Consider the following 16147-nt stretch of genomic DNA (forward strand, 5'->3'; position numbering starts at 1 on the left):
GGCGTGCGGCGTCGAACCTCCCGGGCTACCGGCGGGCGGCCCGGGAGGTGCGGTCGGCAGGCGGGACGACGGCGACCGGCGCGGTGACGCGCTCGAGCACGTCGCGGCTCACCGAGCCGAGGAGGGTGCCGCGGACGGGCCCCCGGCCGCGGGTACCGACCACGACCAGCGCCGCCCCCGCCGAGCCGTCGACCAGCGCGCCGGCCGGGTCCTGTCGCACGACCTCGACCACGACCGGCACCGCGGGGTAGAGGGCGCGCCAACGGTCCACAGCCGCCTGCGCCCGCCGGTGCGCGCAGGCCTCGCCGGCGGCGACCGGGGCGGCCGACGCCTCCAGGTCGGCCGGGAGGTCGGCCGCCCAGGCGTGGACGGCGGTGAGGCAGGTGCGGCGCTCCTGCGCGCACCGGAAGGCGTGGCCGAGCGCCTCCTCCGAGCTCGGCCGGCCGTCGATGCCGACGACGACCCCGCAGCCCGCGCCCGCGGCGTCCTCGCCCGGTCGCGGCCGCACCACGGCGGTCGGGCAGGGCGTGGCCGCGGTCACCCGCCAGGGCAACGGCGGCCGGGGGAACACCGGCCGGAGGCCGGGTCGGGGGGCCGGCGCCCGCGCACCGAGGACCAGGAGGCGGGCCTCGCGGCCGGCGTGCCGCAGGGCGCGGCCGACCGGGCCGGGCACCAGGTGCGCGGTCACCTCGACGCCCGGCGCCAGTGCCCGGACCTGCGCGACCGTGGCGTCGAGGACAGCGAGCCCGGTGCGGTGCCCGGTCGTTCCCGGAGCCGGGAGGGCGAGCCCGGACGGCTCCGCGGTCATCGCGCCGCGGACGGCGTGCACGAGGTGCAGCGGGCAACGCTGCCGCACCGCCTCGGCCACCGCCCACGCCACCGCGTCGGCGGTCGGCTCGTCGCCCACGCCGAGGACCACGGGCGCGGCGCGGGCCCGCAGCCGGCGGACGACCGGGTCGACCGCCCGCGAGAACGCCGGATCCGAGCGCAGGCCGGCCTCGAGCACCTCGATGGTCCGGCGTTCGACGTCGCTGAGCACGAGCCCTCCCCGGGACGGTCGGCCGGTCGTATCGTAATGCGATACATCGACGCCGAACAGCCTGCGCGACGTGGTGGGATGGGGTCGTGGCCTCGCCCGACGACCCGCCTCCCGCGCCGCTGGACAAGCAGGACTTCGAGGCCCTCGCCCGCTTCCGGTTCGGCATCCGGCGGTACCTGCGGTTCAGCGAGGAGGTCGTGCGCCGTCACGGGCTCACGCCGCAGCAGTACCAGCTGCTCCTGGCGCTCAAGGGCTTCCCGGAGCGGGACTGGGCGACGGTGCGCGAGCTGGCCGAGCGGCTGCAGCTCCGCCACCACAGCGTGGTCGAGCTGGTCGACCGTGCCCAGAAGCAGGACCTCGTCGACCGGGCGACGCACCCCGACGACGCCCGGGCGGTCCGGGTGGTGCTCACCGCGGCGGGGGAGGAGGTCCTGGGCCGGCTGGCCTCGCTGCACCGTGCCGAGCTGGGCCGGATGGCCGCCGTCCTGAGCCCGCCGCACTGGCACTCACCCGGCTGAGGGGCCCGGCCGGCGCCGTCCACCGCGACACGAGCGGTACCGCGGCCGGGAACCGTGTGCGAATCGCCCGGACGGGGCAGGCTTGCGCCGACGTCACACTCCCGAAACGAGCGGACTGGATCATGGCCGGCATGGACCGACAGCAGGAGTTCGTCCTGCGGACCCTGGAAGAGCGAGACATCCGCTTCGTGCGGCTGTGGTTCACGGATGTCTCCGGCTACCTGAAGGCCGTCGCGGTGGCCCCGGCCGAGATCGAGGCGGCGTTCGCCGAGGGCATCGGCTTCGACGGCTCGGCGATCGAGGGCTTCGCCCGCGTCTACGAGTCGGACATGCTGGCCAAGCCCGACCCCGGCACCTTCCAGGTGATGCCGGCGCGCGAGGGGCGGGCCAGCGTCACCGCCCGGATGTTCTGCGACATCACGCTGCCCGACGGCTCGCCGTCCTGGGCCGATCCCCGCCACGTGCTGCGCCGGACCCTGGCCAAGGCCGCCGACATGGGGTTCACCTTCTACACCCACCCCGAGATCGAGTTCTTCCTGCTCAAGGACCTGCCCACCGACGGCAGCGCCCCCGAACCGGCCGACACCGGTGGTTACTTCGACCTGTCCACGCACAACGTGGCCCACGACTTCCGGCGCGAGGCGGTCTTCGCGCTCGAGGCGATGGGCATCTCGGTGGAGTTCAGCCACCACGAGGTGGCCCCGGGCCAGCAGGAGATCGACCTGCGCTACGCCGACGCCCTGTCGATGGCCGACAACATCATGACCCTGCGGCACGTGGTCCGGGAGGTGGCGCTGGCCCAGGGCGTGCACGCGACCTTCATGCCCAAGCCGTTCACCGAGCTGGCCGGCTCGGCGATGCACACCCACCTGTCGCTGTTCGAGGGCGACCGCAACGCCTTCCACGACCCGGCCGACCCGATGCGGCTGTCCACCACCGGGCGGCAGTTCATCGCCGGGCTGCTCACCCACGCCCGGGAGATGACCGCGGTCACCAACCAGACGGTGAACTCCTACCGCCGGCTGCTGGCCGGCACGGAGGCGCCGACGGCGGCGACGTGGGGCCGGGCCAACCGCTCGGCGCTGGTCCGCCTCCCGAGCTACAAGCCGAGCAAGGCGCAGTCGGCCCGGGTCGAGGTCCGCTCACCGGACTCCGCGTGCAACCCCTACCTCACGTTCGCCGTGCTGCTCGCTGCCGGACTGCGCGGGATCGAGAAGGGCTACGAGCTGCCGCCGGAGGCCGAGGACAACGTCTGGTCGCTCACCGACACCGAGCGGCGGGCGGCGGGGTACGAGGACCTGCCGGTGTCGCTGGGTGAGGCGCTGACCGCGATGCAGGGCAGCGAACTGGTCGCCGAGACCCTCGGCGAGCACGTCTTCGAGTTCTTCCTGCGCAACAAGTGGGAGGAGTTCAACTCCTACCGGCAGAACGTCACGCCGTTCGAGCTGCAGCGCTACCTGCCCGGTCTCTGAGCGGCCGTGACGGGGGCACGCGGTCGGGCCACTAACCTCGACCGCGTGACCTCCAGCGGCCGCCTGCTCGTCGTCGTCCCGAGCGAGACCGATCCGCCCGCGCGGCTGGGGGAGTGGCTGCGCGCGGCCGGCCTGGAGCTCGACGAGCGGCACCTGAAGCTGGGTGACCCCCTGCCCGACGCCCTCGACGAGGTCGACGGGCTGCTCGTCCTGGGCGGCCCGCAGTCCTCGCTGGACGACGAGGCGACCAGCCCCGAGCTCGTCGGCGTCCGGCACCTGCTGCGCCGGGCCGTCGACGCCGACCTGCCCACCCTGGCGATCTGCCTCGGCGCGCAGCTGCTGGCGCAGGTGGGCGGGGGACGCACCCGGGTCGGGGTCGACGGGCCGGAGGTCGGGGCCACCCTGGTGGCCAAGCGCGACGTCGCCGACGCCGATCCGGTGTTCGGGCCGTTGCCGCTGTCGCCCGACGTGATCCAGTGGCACCACGACGAGATCTCCGAGCTGCCGCGCGGCGCCACGCTGCTGGCGGGCAACCCGCACTACCCGCACCAGGCCTTCCGGGTCGGCAGCTGCGTCTACGGGCTGCAGTTCCACATCGAGACGACGCCGGAGATGGTCCGCGGCTGGGCCGGGAGCGACCCGGTCGGCGTGGCGGCCTCCCCGCTGGACCTCGAGACACTGTGCCTGCGCGCGGACGCCGCCCACGACGACGTCGCCGAGGCCTGGCAGCCGTTCGCCGCCCGCTTCGCCGAGCTGGTGCGCTCCCGCGCCGGGGCCCGCACGTGACCGCTTCCCAGGCGGAGATCCCGCGCCGCGCCGTCGTGCGCCTCGTCCGGTTCGGCTTCGAGGACGGCGAACGCGCGGCGCGGCTGCTGTCGGACCCGGCACTGGGCCTCTGGGACCTCGAGCGCAACGAGCCGGCCGACCCGGAGGCCGGTCCGGTCGTCGCCGCGCTGGCCCGCGCGGGCGACCCCGACCTCGCCCTCCGCTCGCTGCACCGGCTGATCGAGGCCCTCGACGACGCCGACGACAGCGGCGAGGCGGCCGCCGTCCTGCTGGCCCGGCTGCGCGGGTCGGGCCACCTGCGCGGCCGGCTGCTAGCGGTGCTGGGCGCGAGCTCCGGGCTGGCCGACCACCTGGCCGCCCACCCGCTGGACTGGGACGTGCTCGACGACGAGCACCACGGGCTGCACCGGCCGACGCCGCACGCGCTCGAGCGGCAGATGCTGCTCGCCGTCGGCGCCGATCCCGACGACCCGCCGTGGGGCGTGCGCCTGGGCGCGGCGGCACCGGACGCCGCGCCGGAGCGGGTGCGGGCCCTGCGGCTGGCCTACCGGCGGGCGATCCTCTCCCTGGCGGGGCGGGACCTCGCCGACGGCGTGCCCGCCGACGAGGTCGCCGCCGAGCTGGCCGACATCGCCGCAGCCGTGCTCACCGCCGGCCTGGCGCTCGCCGTCGCCGAGCAGCCGGCGGACACGGCAGCGTGCCGGCTGTCGGTCATCGCCCTGGGCAAGACCGGGGGCCGGGAGCTGAACTACGTCAGCGACGTCGACGTCGTCTTCGTGGCCGAGCCGGTCGACCCGGGCGAGCCGGAGGCCCCGGCGCTGGCCGGCGCGACCCGGGTGGCCGCCGCGCTGATGCGGATCTGCCACGAGGCCGCCTGGGAGGTGGACGCCGCGCTGCGCCCGGAGGGCAAGGCCGGGGCGCTGGTCCGCACCGTCGCCGGGCACACCGCCTACTACGACCAGTGGGCCCACACCTGGGAGTTCCAGGCGCTGCTGAAGATGCGCCCGGTGGCCGGCGACCCCGACCTCGGCCGCGCGTACGTCGAGGCGCTGTGGCCGCTGGTCTGGAAGGCCGGCGACCGGCCCGGGTTCGTCGGCGAGGTGCAGGCCATGCGGCGCCGGGTGGAGGCGAACATCCCCCCGGCGCAGGCCGAGCGGGAGCTGAAGCTGGGCCGCGGCGGGCTGCGCGACGTCGAGTTCGCCGTCCAGCTGCTGCAGCTGGTGCATGGCCGGGTGGACCCGAACCTGCGGGCCGGCGGCACGCTGCCGGCGCTCATGGCCCTGTCCTCGGGCGGCTACGTCGGTCGCGAGGACGCCGCCACGCTGATCGCCTCCTACCGCTTCCTGCGCACCGTCGAGCACCGGCTCCAGCTGCTGCGGCTGCGGCGCACCCACCTGCTGCCCACCGACGAGCAGCAGCTGCGCTGGCTGGCCCGCTCGCTGGGCTACAAGCCCGACCACCGCGGCGACGCCGTCTCGGTGCTGCGGGCCGAGCTCGCGCTGCACACCCGGGAGGTGCGCCGGCTGCACGAGAAGCTGTTCTACCGGCCGCTGCTGTCGGCCGTGGCGAAGGTGCCGGCCGAGGCCGCGCAGCTGGGCAGCAAGGCCGCCGGCGACTGGCTGCGGGCCCTCGGCTTCGCCGATCCGGACGGGGCGCTGCGGCACCTGGCGGCCCTCACCGGCGGGGTCTCCCGGTCGGCGTCGATGCAGAAGTACCTGCTGCCGGTGCTGCTGCAGACCTTCGCATCCTGCCCGAACCCCGACGCCGGGCTGCTGGCCTACCGGCAGGTCAGCGAGGCGCTCGGCGGCAACCAGTGGTTCTTGCGGCTGCTGCGCGACGAGGGACAGGTGGCCGAGCGGCTCGCCCAGCTGCTGGGCTCGAGCCAGTACGTCGCCTCCCTGCTGACCCGCACCCCCGAGGCGCTGCGGCTGCTCGCCGACGACGCCGAGCTCGAGCCGCGCACCGCCGCCACCCTGGCCAAGGCCTGGCGGCAGGCCGCCGGCCGTGCCCCCGATCCGCAGGCGGGCATCCGGGTGATCCGGGCGCTGCGCCGCCAGGAGCTGCTGCGGATCGCCGCGGCCGACCTGCTGGGCCGGCTGGACGTGCACCGGGTGGGCCGGGCCCTCACCGACGTCGCCGTCGCCACGCTGCAGGCCGGTCTCGACGCGGCGCTGCGTGCGCACGCGGGAGAGGCCGGCGTCGCCGTCGCCGACCTGCCCATGGACCTCGCCGTCATCGGCATGGGCCGCCTCGGCGGGGGTGAGATGGGCTTCGGCTCCGACGCCGACGTGCTGTTCGTGCACCGGAGCCGCCCCGGCGCGGACGAGGCGAAGGCCTCGGCCGCGGCCAACGCCGTCGCCCACACGCTGCGGCGGCTGCTCGCCGAGCCCGCCCCCGACCCGGCGTTCGAGGTCGACGCCGACCTGCGGCCCGAGGGCCGGCAGGGCGCGCTGGCCCGCAGCCTCCCGGCGTTCCGGGAGTACTACGAGCGCTGGGTGTCGGCATGGGAGGTGCAGGCCCTGCTGCGCGCCGTGCCGGTGGCCGGCGACGAGGACCTCGGCGCGGCGTTCGTCGCGCTCGTCGACCCGATCCGCTACCCGGCGGACGGGCTCAGCCCCGAGCAGGTCGCCGAGATCCGCCGGATCAAGGCGCGGGTGGAGCGCGAGCGGCTGCCCCGCGGCGCCGATCCGGCCACGCACACGAAGCTGGGCCGCGGCGGGCTCGCCGACGTGGAGTGGACCGTCCAGCTGCTCCAGCTGCAGCACGCCGCCGAGCTCCCCGCGCTGCGGGTCGCGTCCACCACCGGCGCGCTGCGGGCCCTGGCGGAGGGCGGCCGGCTCGACGCCGACCAGGCCGAGGCGCTGCGCCTGGCGTGGGAGCTGGCGACCCGGGCGCGCAACGCGATCTTCCTGGTACGGGGACGCCCCAGCGACCAGCTGCCGCGGCCGGGGCTGGAGCTCGGCGGCGTGGCCCGGGCCTGCGGCTACGGCCCGGACGACGATCCGGGCCAGTTCGTCGACGACTACCGGCGCACCACCCGGCACGCCCGCACGGTCGTGGAGCAGGTCTTCTACGGGCAGCCGCCGCAGGGCTGAGCCGCGGCCGCCGGCGCATGACGATCCGGTGGCGATCGGCCGTGCACGGTTCGGACGGGCCGGGGGTGGCAAGGGGACGAGGAGGCACTGTCCCCGACCCCAAGGCTGGACCTGCGATGCGCCTCCTCCCCGCCGCCGGTGTCTGCGCGGCACTGGTCCTCACCGGCTGCACCGCCGACGACGGGCCGGCGCCGGACGCCGACCCGACCGCCTCGGCGACCGCGCCGGCGACCGCCCCGGCGGAGGACCAGGCCGTCGAGCCGGTCGGCGACCCGGGCACTGCGGCCGTGCAGGGGGGTGGGTTCCCCGCCGCCGACCAGGCGGTCGCGCACCTCACCGACGTGCAGGTGACCGGCTACGACGACTTCGACCGCGTCGTGCTGGAGTTCGACGGCGCGCGGGCACCCGGTTACCGGGTGTCCTACGTCGAGCCGCCGGTGACCCAGGACGCCTCCGGACGGCCGGTGGACGTCGCGGGGACGGCGTTCCTGGAGATCCGCACCGCTCCGGCCAGCGCGGTGGACCTGTCCGGGGACCGCCCCGAGCAGGTCTACGACGGACCCGAGCGGATCACGCCACCGGACGGCACGGTCGTCGCGGAGCTGGTGGCCACCGGGGACGTCGAGTCGCAGCTGGCGTGGACGCTGGGCCTGCCGGAGCGGGTGCCCTTCGGCGTCGCTGCCTTCGCCGACCCGGCGCGCCTGGTCGTCGACGTCCTCCACCCCTCCGACGGCGGGTCCGCGGTGGACCTGGGGCCCGTCGCCGAGGGCGACACCGCCGACTCGATCGCCGCCGGCGACACCCCGCCGGTGACGCTGACCGACGTGCGCCTCGGCGCCCACGAGGGCTTCGACCGCATCGTGTTCGAGGTGGCCGGCGAGGGGGAGGCCGGCTGGCAGGTCGGCTACACCGAACAGCCGCAGGCGCAGGGCTCGGGCGCCCCCGTCGCCGTGCCCGGGGACGCGGTCCTGGGCATCACGCTCACCAACCTCGCGCTCCCCGGGGACGCGCCGGAGGGCGTGGATCCCTGGGAGGGCCCCGACCAGCAGACCATCGCCGGGGCCACGGTGCTGGACACCCTCGTGGAGGACACGCTGTTCGAGGGGCGGCACACCTTCTTCGCCGGGCTGGACGCGCGGCGGCCGTTCGGCGTCGGGCTGCTCAGCTCGCCGCAGCGCATCGTCGTCGACGTCCTCGCCGAGGAGGCCTCGGCACCGGTCGCGCTGTCGCAGCGCTGCGATAGCCCGGCCGGTTTCTCGATCGCCTATCCGGAGTCCTGGTCGGTCAACCCCGGCGACGTCGTGCCCGCCTGCACCCGCTTCGCGCCGGACCCGTTCACCGTGCCCCCGGGTACCGACGCCCGGGTGGGCGCCGTCACCGCCTACGTGGAGGAGATTCCGTTCGACCGGATCGCCGGCCAGAGCGAAGGCCAGGAGATCAGCCGGACCGACACCACCGTCGACGGCCGGCGCGCGGTCCGGATCGAGCGAGTGTCCGCCGGCGAGGGCCTGTGGCCCGAGGGCGTGCGCACGACCGACTACGTCATCGACCTCGGGGACGGCGACGACGGGCCGCGCACCCTGCTGGTCAACACCGTGGGCCTGCCGCAGTTCGACTACGCCCGCAACGTCGCGGTGCTCGACCGCATGATCGAGACCGTCACGATCACCGGGGGCTGACCGGGCGGGGGTGACCTGACGGCGACAGGGCATGCTGGGGGCGTGTCGGGATCACTGCCGGTCGTGCCGGACCTGCCGGAGGACGCCGAGGGCGGGGCGGAACCCGCCGGCGGGCGGGCCGACGGCGCCACCATCACGCCCTACCGGGACGGACCGCTGCTCGTGCGCGGCAACTTCCGGCTGGTCGACCAGGACGGCGCCGAGATCGACCCCGGCCGGGAGACCATCGCGCTGTGCCGGTGCGGCAAGTCGGGGATCAAGCCCTTCTGCGACGGCTCGCACAAGCGGTCGGGCTTCTCCGCGCCCAGCGCGCCGAGCCGGCCGCGGCCGGCGGCGCAGATCCGGCGCGAGGCGCGCGAGGAGGACTGACCGCCGGAGGGGGGCCGCACCGGTCAGCGGGCGGTCTCCGAAGGCGCGCGCCATGCGGACCTGCTCCTCGAGGACCTCGGCGATGCGAGCCCGGACGGCGTCGAGCTCACCGATGACCGCGCTGGTGGCGTGGATGCCCGAGGTGACCGACTCGGTGCCGGCCTGGATGCCGGCGATCTGCTCGGAGATCTTGCTGGTCGCCTGCGCGGTCTCCCGGGCGAGCTCCTCGACCTCGTTGGCCACGACCGCGAAGCCCGTGCCCGATTCGCCGGCCCGCGCGGCCTCGATGGTGGCGTTCAGCGCGAGCAGGTTCGTCTGGTCGGCGGTCGTGGAGATGATCCGGACGACGTCCCCCGGCTCCCGGCCCGCGGAGTGCCCGATCGTGACCTGGATCGCGCATCATGCGCAGCAACGCACCGCCGGGGGACCTCCGGTCCGCCCGGCGCCCGATCGGAGGAACCGTGGATTCTGCGCTCAGCACCGTCGCGCTGCCGCTCGCCCTGGCGGTGGTCATGTTCGGGCTCGGCCTGTCGCTCACACCGGCGGACTTCGCCCGGATCGGACGCCAGCCGAAGGCCGTCGTCATCGCCCTGGGACTGCAGCTGCTCCTGCTGCCGGTGCTCTGCTTCGGCCTGGTCCTCGCGTTCGGCCTGCCGCCGCTCCTGGCGGTGGGCATGCTGCTGCTGGCGGCCTCGCCCGGCGGCACCACCGCGAACCTGTTCAGCCACCTCTACCGGGGTGACGTCGCGCTGAACATCAGCCTGACCGCGATCAACTCGGTGATCGCCGTCGTCACCCTGCCGCTGGTCACCAACCTGGCGGTCGGCTGGTTCGACCCGCCGGAGGCCGGCACGCTGGGCCTGCAGTTCGGCAAGACGCTGCAGGTCTTCGCGATCGTGCTGATCCCGGTGGCCCTGGGCATGCTGGTGCGCCGGTCGGCGCCCGCGTTCGCCGCCCGCATGGACAAGCCGGTGCGGATCCTCTCCGCGGTGGTGCTCGCGCTGGTGATCGTCGGGACGATGCTGGCCGAGCGCGACAACGTCCTGGACTACCTGCGCGACGTCGGCCTGCCGGCGCTGGTCTTCTGCCTCTGCAGCCTCGCGGTCGGCTTCGTGGTGCCGCGGCTGCTGGGCATCGGCCGCACCCAGGCGATCGCCAGCTCCTTCGAGATCGGCATCCACAACAGCACCCTGGCGATCGCCGTCGCGGTCAGCGTGCTGGGCAGCGTCGAGCTCGCCGTGCCGGCCGCCGTCTACGGCGTGCTCATGTTCCCCGTGGCCGCCGTCTTCGGCTGGGCGATCACCCGCGCCGGCGCCGCGGCGCGGGAGGAGGGCGAGCCGGTCCGCGCCGGCTGACGCCGCCCGCCCCGGTCAGGCCGCGAGCGCGGCCTGCCGGTGGAGGGCGGACCGGCCGGCCTCCCAGGCGCCGAGCAGGTGGGTGGCGGCCAGCCCGTCCATGGCCAGCGAGGCCGCGGCGCCGAACAGGACGTCGCCGGTGAGCTCGGGCTCCCCGGCCACCAGCGACCCGCACATGTCGACCGAGGCGATCTGCTCGTGGACGGCGTCGGCCTCCACGTGCTCGTCGTAGAAGACCGTCGTCCGCTCGTCGAAGCCCAGCCGGCGCAGCCCCGCGGAGTACCGCCGGCTGGGCTCCGAGGAGGTCATCTCGACGGTGGCCAGGTGCCCCAGCGCCGCGCCGCGCCAGCGCCGGTGCAGGCCGAACAGGCTCATGGTGTTGACCGAGGCGAAGGCCACGGCCGGGGCCTCGTCCCACAGGGCGCCGTAGCCGGCGTCGAGGCCGAGGTCGCGCATCAGCCCGGCGAACAGCTCGCTGTGCATGCGCTCGGCCGAGCCGCCGCCGTACTCGTCGGCCTGGATCTCCACCATGGCCGCCTTCGTCCGTCCGGAGAGCCGGGGGATCGCGAAGGTGTGCGGGTCGGCCTCCTTGAGGTGGTACACCGACCGGAGGGTCAGGTACTCCCGCCACTGCTCGAGGGTGCCGGTCCTGGCCATGTAGGACGACAGCGAGGGGCCGTCGTCGGCGGCGATCAGGGCGGTGAGCTGCCGGTCGATCGGCTCGTCGGTGACCGGCACCTCGCCCACCAGCCGGCGCAGCGACGCGAGGTGCCGCCGTTCCAGCCCGGCGCGCAGCCGGAGCAGCGCCGGGTCCCACTCCCAGTCCTCGGACACGCCGTCGAAGCCGCGGAAGTGCAGCTCGTAGCAGACGGCGAGGGCCAGCTGGAGGTCGTCGTCGGTGAGGGCCCCGGCCGGGTCGGCGGGCAGGCTCTCGGCGCACTCGGTCGTCGTCGCCGAGAGGGTGGTGCCGGTGGCGAGGTCGGCGGCGAGCGCGTCACTGAGCGGACCGCGGGGCTCGGGCAGGCGCATGATCGTCACCATGCCCAGCGCCCGCGGAAACGATGCGCCGGTGGATGTGATGTCGCCCGGGGGTAGGAGGCGGGCATGACGCCACTCCGCGACCGCGTCGTCCTCGTCACCGGCGGCAGCGCCGGCATCGGCCGGGCCACCGTCGTCCGGCTCGCCGCCGAGGGCGCCCGCGTCGTCACCTGCGCCCGCCACGGGGACCGGCTCGAGGCGACGGTCGGCGGGCTGGCCGGCGTCACCCCCGTGGTCGCCGACGTGGCCGACGCCGGCGCCCGGAGCGATCTCCTGGACCGGGTGCTCGCCGAGCACGGCCGGCTCGACGCCGTCGTCCACAACGCCGGGCTCGGCTGGGCCGGGCTGCTCGAGGACATGCCCGGCGAGGTGGTGGAGGGCATCGTCGCCACGAACCTGACCGGCGTGGTGGAGCTCAGCCGCCTCGCGCTGCCCCACCTGGTCCGGGCGGCGGCCGAGCGGGGGCGGGCCGACGTCGTCATGGTCTCCTCGGCCGCCGCCTGGTCGCAGGTGCCGCCACTCACCGTCTACTCGTCGACCAAGGCCGGGGTGCACGGGTTCGTGAAGGGTCTGCGCCGGGAGGTGACCGCCCGCGGCATCCGGGTGCACACCGTCAACCCGTTCTTCGTGGCGACCGAGTGGCTGGCCCGCGGGCACGGCCACGCGCCGGTCTCCGACGCGGATGCGCGCGGGCGGCTGTCCCGTGGCATCGCGTCCGACCGGGTGGCCGACCGGATCGCCGGATGCCTGACCGGCTCGCGCTCGCGCACGGTGGCGGTGCCGCGGTGGGCCGGGGCGGTCCGGCTGGGGGAGCTGCCCCCGGTCGCCCGCCTGCTCGACGCGGGCCTGTCCCGGTATGCCGGCCGGATCGGCGCCGCCGCCGACCGCGCGGCCGCTCGCCGCTCCCGGCCCTGACGGCGCGGTGCGCGGGAGCGTCCCGGTCGCTCGCTGAGCGGGCGGGGAACGGAGGGAGGAACGGTGCCGTTCGAGGTCGGGGACGTCGTGGTGCGGCGGCTGGACGAGCAGCGGTGGACGGTGGTCGAGCCGCTGGTCTACGCCGGGAACACCGACCGCTTCGTCGTCCCCGCGGGGTTCGTGACCGACTTCGCCACGGTGCCCCGCATCGTGGTGTGGCTGGTGCCGCGGTTCGGCCGGTACACCGCCGCGGCGATCCTGCACGACTGGCTCGTCACCGGGGGGATCGTCGGCGGGGTGGTGACCGCCCGGGAGGCCGACGGCCTCTTCCGCCGGGTGCTCCGGGAGAGCGGCGTCCCCGTCGTCCGGCGGTGGCTGATGTGGTGCGGCGTGCGCTGGGGCGCCTTCGCCGACCCGGTGCGCGGAGCGGGCTGGTGGCGCAGCGCGCCCGCCGTGCTCGGCATCTCGCTGCTCGCCGCGCCGGTGGTCGTGCCCCCGGCGGCGCTCATCGCCGCGGCGCTGGTCGTCTACGGCCTGGCCGAGCGAGCCGTCGGCCTGCTCACCGGGTCGGCACCGGAGGACGCCGGGTCCTTCCGGACCTGACCGCCTGCCCGCGCGGCCGTGTCGGAGCACCGATGCCGGGTAGGCGGACGGGGGACCGTACGCGACCGATCCGGAGGCCCTCATGGCACTGACGTACGCGACCCAGCCCGGCGACATCGACCACCTGATCGCCGATGACCACGCCGCCGTCGAGCGGCAGTTCCAGCACCTCGAGGCCGGCCGGGGGGACCGGCGGGTGCTCGTGGACCAGGTCTCGATGCAGCTGGCGCTGCACGCCTTCGCCGAGGAGACGGTGCTCTACCCGATCTGGCCCGAGATCGGCATGACCGACGAGCACGACGACGCCGAGCACGAGCACCAGCAGATCAAGGAGCTGCTCGTCGTCCTCGGCCGCACCGAGCCCGGCCAGGCGGAGTTCGAGCAGGCGGTGACCGACCTGATCGGTCTGGTCCGCCACCACGTGGACGACGAGGAGCAGGAGGAGCTGCCGGAGTTCCGGTCCAAGGCCGGGGCCGAACGGATGGCCGAGCTGGGGGAGAAGTTCCTGGCGGCCAAGCGCCAGGCACCGACCCGCCCGCACCCGCACGCGCCCGACGAGGGCCTGGCCGAGCGCATCGCCGGGATGCTGGCCAAGCCGTTGGACCACGTGCGCGACGTCCTGTCGGGCAAGCAGAAGGAGATGGCGACCGACCCCTCGGGTCTGCTCGACCCCCAGGCCCAGGCGATCGTCGACGCGCACTCCTCGCTCGGCCCGCTGCCGTTCGAGATCCTCACGCCGGACCAGGCCCGGAAGCAGCCGGGCCCGAAGCAGGCGGTCCAGAAGGTGATGGCCGAGCGGGGCATCGAGGGGCCCGAGCCGGTCGGCTCCGTGGAGGACCAGCTCATCCCCGACGGCGCCGGCGGCCAGCAGCGGCTGCGCGTCTACAAGCCGGCCGGCACCTGGCCCGGTGCGCTGCCGATCATCATGTGGATCCACGGCGGCGGATGGGTCCTGTTCGACATCGACGACCACTACGACGACTCCTGCCGCGGACTGTGCACCAGGACCGGCGCGATCGTGGTCAGCCCCGACTACCGGCGGGCGCCCGAGGCGGTCTTCCCGGCCGCGCACGACGACGTCCTGACCGCCTGGACGTGGGTGCGGGAGAACGCCGCCCAGCTCGGCGGTGACCCGGCCCGGATGGCGATCGGCGGGGAGTCCGTCGGCGGCACCATGGCGGCGGCCACCGCGCTCATGCTGGCGGCCAACGACCAGCCGCTGCCACTGGCGCAGGTCTGCGTCTACCCGCTGACCACCGGCCAGCAGTTCGGCGAGTCGATGGAGGACGCTGCCGACGCCCGCCCGCTCAACCGGGCGCTGCTGTCCTGGATGGCGATGCACGCGTTCCAGGGGAAGCCGGAGGCCGCCACGGACCCGCGCATCGCGCTGCTGGACTGGACGCCCGAGCAGCGGGCGAGCATGCCGCCGACGCTGGTCGTCACGGCCGAGCGCGACGTGCTGCGCAGCCAGGGGGAGCAGTTCGCGCGGGACCTCGAGGCCGCCGGTGTGCCGACGACCCACCGGCACTACGACGGCGTGATGCACGAGTTCTTCGGAGCCGCCGCCGTGCTGGACAAGGCCGGACAGGCACAGCAGGAGGCAGCGCAGCACTTCCGGCGCGCCTTCGGGACGGCCGACGCGACGGCGGCCGGTCCGCTCTGAGCCGCGGACGGCGCAGCGCCCGCTACCGGTCGGCTCGCAGGCGACCGCGGCCCCCGACCTCGATGAGGTCGGGGGCCGCGGCATCAGCAGGCGAGATCAGATGTCGTAGTACATCGCGAACTCGTGGGGGTGCGGGCGGAGGCGGATCGGGTCGATCTCGTTGGCCCGCTTGTAGTCGATCCACGTCTCGATCAGGTCGGGCGTGAAGACGCCGCCGTCGATCAGGTACTCGTGGTCGGTCTCGAGGTTGTCCAGCGCGGCGTCCAGCGACGCGGGCACCTTCTCGATGCCCAGGGCCTCCTCGGGCGGCAGCTCGTAGAGGTCCTTGTCCACCGGCGCCGGCGGCTCGATCTTGTTCTTCACGCCGTCGAGGCCGGCCATCAGCATCGCCGAGAAGGCGAGGTAGGGGTTGGCCGACGGGTCGGGCACGCGGAACTCGATGCGCTTGGCCTTCGGGCTGTCGCCGGAGATCGGGATGCGCAGGCAGGCCGATCGGTTGCGGGCCGAGTAGACCAGGTTGATCGGGGCCTCGTAGCCGGGCACCAGGCGGTGGTAGCTGTTCACCGTCGGGTTGGTGAAGGCCAGCAGCGACGGGGCGTGCGCCAGCAGGCCGCCGATGTAGTGGCGGGCCATGTCGGACAGGCCCGCGTAGCCGGTCTCGGCGTGGAAGAGCGGCTGGCCGTCCTTCCAGAGGCTCTGGTGGCAGTGCATGCCCGAGCCGTTGTCACCGAACAGCGGCTTGGGCATGAAGGTGGCGGTCTTGCCGGCGGCCCAGGCGGTGTTCTTGATGACGTACTTGAACAGCATCAGGCTGTCGGCCGAGCGCAGCAGCGTGTCGAACTTGTAGTTGATCTCGGCCTGACCGCCGGTGCCCACCTCGTGGTGCCCCCGCTCGAGCTCCAGGCCGGCGCCGATCAGGTTCTTCATCATGTCGGCGCGCAGGTCGCTCTGCTGGTCGTAGGGCTCGACCGGGAAGTACCCGCCCTTGGGGCGGGCCTTGTAGCCGCGGTTGGGGCTGCCGTCGAGCTCGGTGCGAGCACCCGAACGCCAGGAGCCCTCCTCCGAGTCGATGTGGTAGTAGCCCTCGTTGATCGAGGTGTCGTACCGCACCGAGTCGAAGACGTAGAACTCGGCCTCGGGGCCGAAGTACGCGGTGTCGGCGATGCCGCTGGAGGCCAGGTATGCCTCGGCCTTCTTCGCGACGTTGCGCGGGTCGCGGCTGTAGGCCTCACGCGTGATCGGGTCGTGGATGAAGAAGTTGACGTTCAGCGTCTTGTGCTTGCGGAACGGGTCCACGAAGGCGCTGTTGGCGTCGGGCAGCAGCAGCATGTCCGACTCGTTGATCGCCTGGAACCCGCGGATCGAGGAGCCGTCGAAGCCGAGGCCCTCGCTGAAGGTGTCCTCGCCGAACGTCGACGCAGGGATGGTGAAGTGCTGCATGACGCCGGGCAGGTCGCAGAAGCGGACGTCGACGAATTCGACGTCGTTGTCGCGGATGTAGGCGGCGACCTCGTCGGGACTGGTGAACATCGATCCTCCGGGTGTGGGCGGACGGCTGGACGGCACGCTACGAGCGGGGAGTTGCCCCGCCGTGTCCCGAGTGTTTCGGCGCGGT

At 74.6% G+C, this 16147-nt stretch carries 13 protein-coding genes and 1 pseudogene; 10 read left to right on the forward strand and 4 right to left on the reverse strand.

The annotated features are described in order from the left end of the window. Window positions 1–25 precede the first annotated feature (25 nt). Window positions 26–1039: a universal stress protein gene (locus ACI790_RS11720; RefSeq protein WP_456569948.1), complete on the reverse strand. Its 1014-nt coding sequence runs from the start codon at window positions 1037–1039 to the stop codon at window positions 26–28. An 86-nt stretch (window positions 1040–1125) separates the two neighbouring features. On the opposite strand from ACI790_RS11720, the gene ACI790_RS11725 reads away from it, so the two are divergent. From ACI790_RS11725 to ACI790_RS11750, 6 genes are all read left to right on the forward strand, one after another. Then, entirely contained in the window at window positions 1126–1557 is a 432-nt protein-coding gene (locus ACI790_RS11725) for a MarR family winged helix-turn-helix transcriptional regulator (RefSeq protein WP_456569949.1), read from the forward strand. A gap of 131 nt (window positions 1558–1688) precedes the next feature. Continuing rightward, window positions 1689–3029, forward strand: a complete 1341-nt coding sequence (glnA, locus tag ACI790_RS11730) for a type I glutamate--ammonia ligase (protein WP_456569950.1) — start codon at window positions 1689–1691, stop codon at window positions 3027–3029. 45 nt (window positions 3030–3074) lie between these two features. Next, window positions 3075–3815, forward strand: coding sequence for a type 1 glutamine amidotransferase (locus ACI790_RS11735; protein WP_456569951.1), 741 nt, complete (start codon window positions 3075–3077; stop codon window positions 3813–3815). Then, on the forward strand, window positions 3812–6910 hold the full coding sequence (locus tag ACI790_RS11740; RefSeq protein WP_456569952.1) for a bifunctional [glutamine synthetase] adenylyltransferase/[glutamine synthetase]-adenylyl-L-tyrosine phosphorylase: 3099 nt from the start codon (window positions 3812–3814) through the stop codon (window positions 6908–6910). The genes ACI790_RS11735 and ACI790_RS11740 overlap by 4 nt, the downstream gene beginning before the upstream one ends. Before the next feature lie 116 nt (window positions 6911–7026). Continuing rightward, on the forward strand, window positions 7027–8589 hold the full coding sequence (locus ACI790_RS11745) for an AMIN-like domain-containing (lipo)protein (RefSeq protein ID WP_456569953.1): 1563 nt from the start codon (window positions 7027–7029) through the stop codon (window positions 8587–8589). Window positions 8590–8631: 42 nt separating this feature from the next. Continuing rightward, window positions 8632–8958: a CDGSH iron-sulfur domain-containing protein gene (locus ACI790_RS11750; RefSeq protein WP_456569954.1), complete on the forward strand. Its 327-nt coding sequence runs from the start codon at window positions 8632–8634 to the stop codon at window positions 8956–8958. A 117-nt stretch (window positions 8959–9075) separates the two neighbouring features. Here ACI790_RS11750 and ACI790_RS11755 read toward each other — a convergent pair. Then, window positions 9076–9351, reverse strand: a pseudogene (locus tag ACI790_RS11755) (methyl-accepting chemotaxis protein); the annotation flags it as partial. Window positions 9352–9419: 68 nt separating this feature from the next. Between ACI790_RS11755 and ACI790_RS11760 the strand changes: the two are divergent. After that, window positions 9420–10313, forward strand: a complete 894-nt coding sequence (locus ACI790_RS11760) for a bile acid:sodium symporter family protein (protein WP_456569955.1) — start codon at window positions 9420–9422, stop codon at window positions 10311–10313. 15 nt (window positions 10314–10328) lie between these two features. Here ACI790_RS11760 and ACI790_RS11765 read toward each other — a convergent pair whose 3' ends face one another. Beyond that, window positions 10329–11342, reverse strand: a complete 1014-nt coding sequence (locus ACI790_RS11765) for an iron-containing redox enzyme family protein (RefSeq protein WP_456569956.1) — start codon at window positions 11340–11342, stop codon at window positions 10329–10331. Between the two features lie 75 nt (window positions 11343–11417). Between ACI790_RS11765 and ACI790_RS11770 the strand changes: the two genes are divergently transcribed. The 3 genes from ACI790_RS11770 to ACI790_RS11780 all read left to right on the forward strand — a co-directional run bounded on the left by ACI790_RS11770 (window position 11418) and on the right by ACI790_RS11780 (window position 14532). After that, window positions 11418–12266: an SDR family oxidoreductase gene (locus tag ACI790_RS11770; RefSeq protein ID WP_456569957.1), complete on the forward strand. Its 849-nt coding sequence runs from the start codon at window positions 11418–11420 to the stop codon at window positions 12264–12266. A gap of 63 nt (window positions 12267–12329) precedes the next feature. Continuing rightward, a complete protein-coding gene (locus tag ACI790_RS11775) occupies window positions 12330–12869 on the forward strand; it encodes a DUF1353 domain-containing protein (RefSeq protein ID WP_456569958.1) in 540 nt (179 codons plus the stop codon). Window positions 12870–12951: 82 nt separating this feature from the next. After that, on the forward strand, window positions 12952–14532 hold the full coding sequence (locus ACI790_RS11780) for an alpha/beta hydrolase fold domain-containing protein (RefSeq protein ID WP_456569959.1): 1581 nt from the start codon (window positions 12952–12954) through the stop codon (window positions 14530–14532). 96 nt (window positions 14533–14628) lie between these two features. On the opposite strand, the gene glnA (ACI790_RS11785) is transcribed toward ACI790_RS11780, so the two are convergent. After that, window positions 14629–16062 carry a type I glutamate--ammonia ligase gene (gene glnA, locus ACI790_RS11785; protein WP_456569960.1) on the reverse strand — a complete coding sequence of 478 codons (1434 nt, stop codon included), beginning with the start codon at window positions 16060–16062 and terminating at the stop codon, window positions 14629–14631. Window positions 16063–16147: the final 85 nt, after the last annotated feature.

This window comes from Blastococcus sp. SYSU DS0539 (assembly GCF_054050855.1).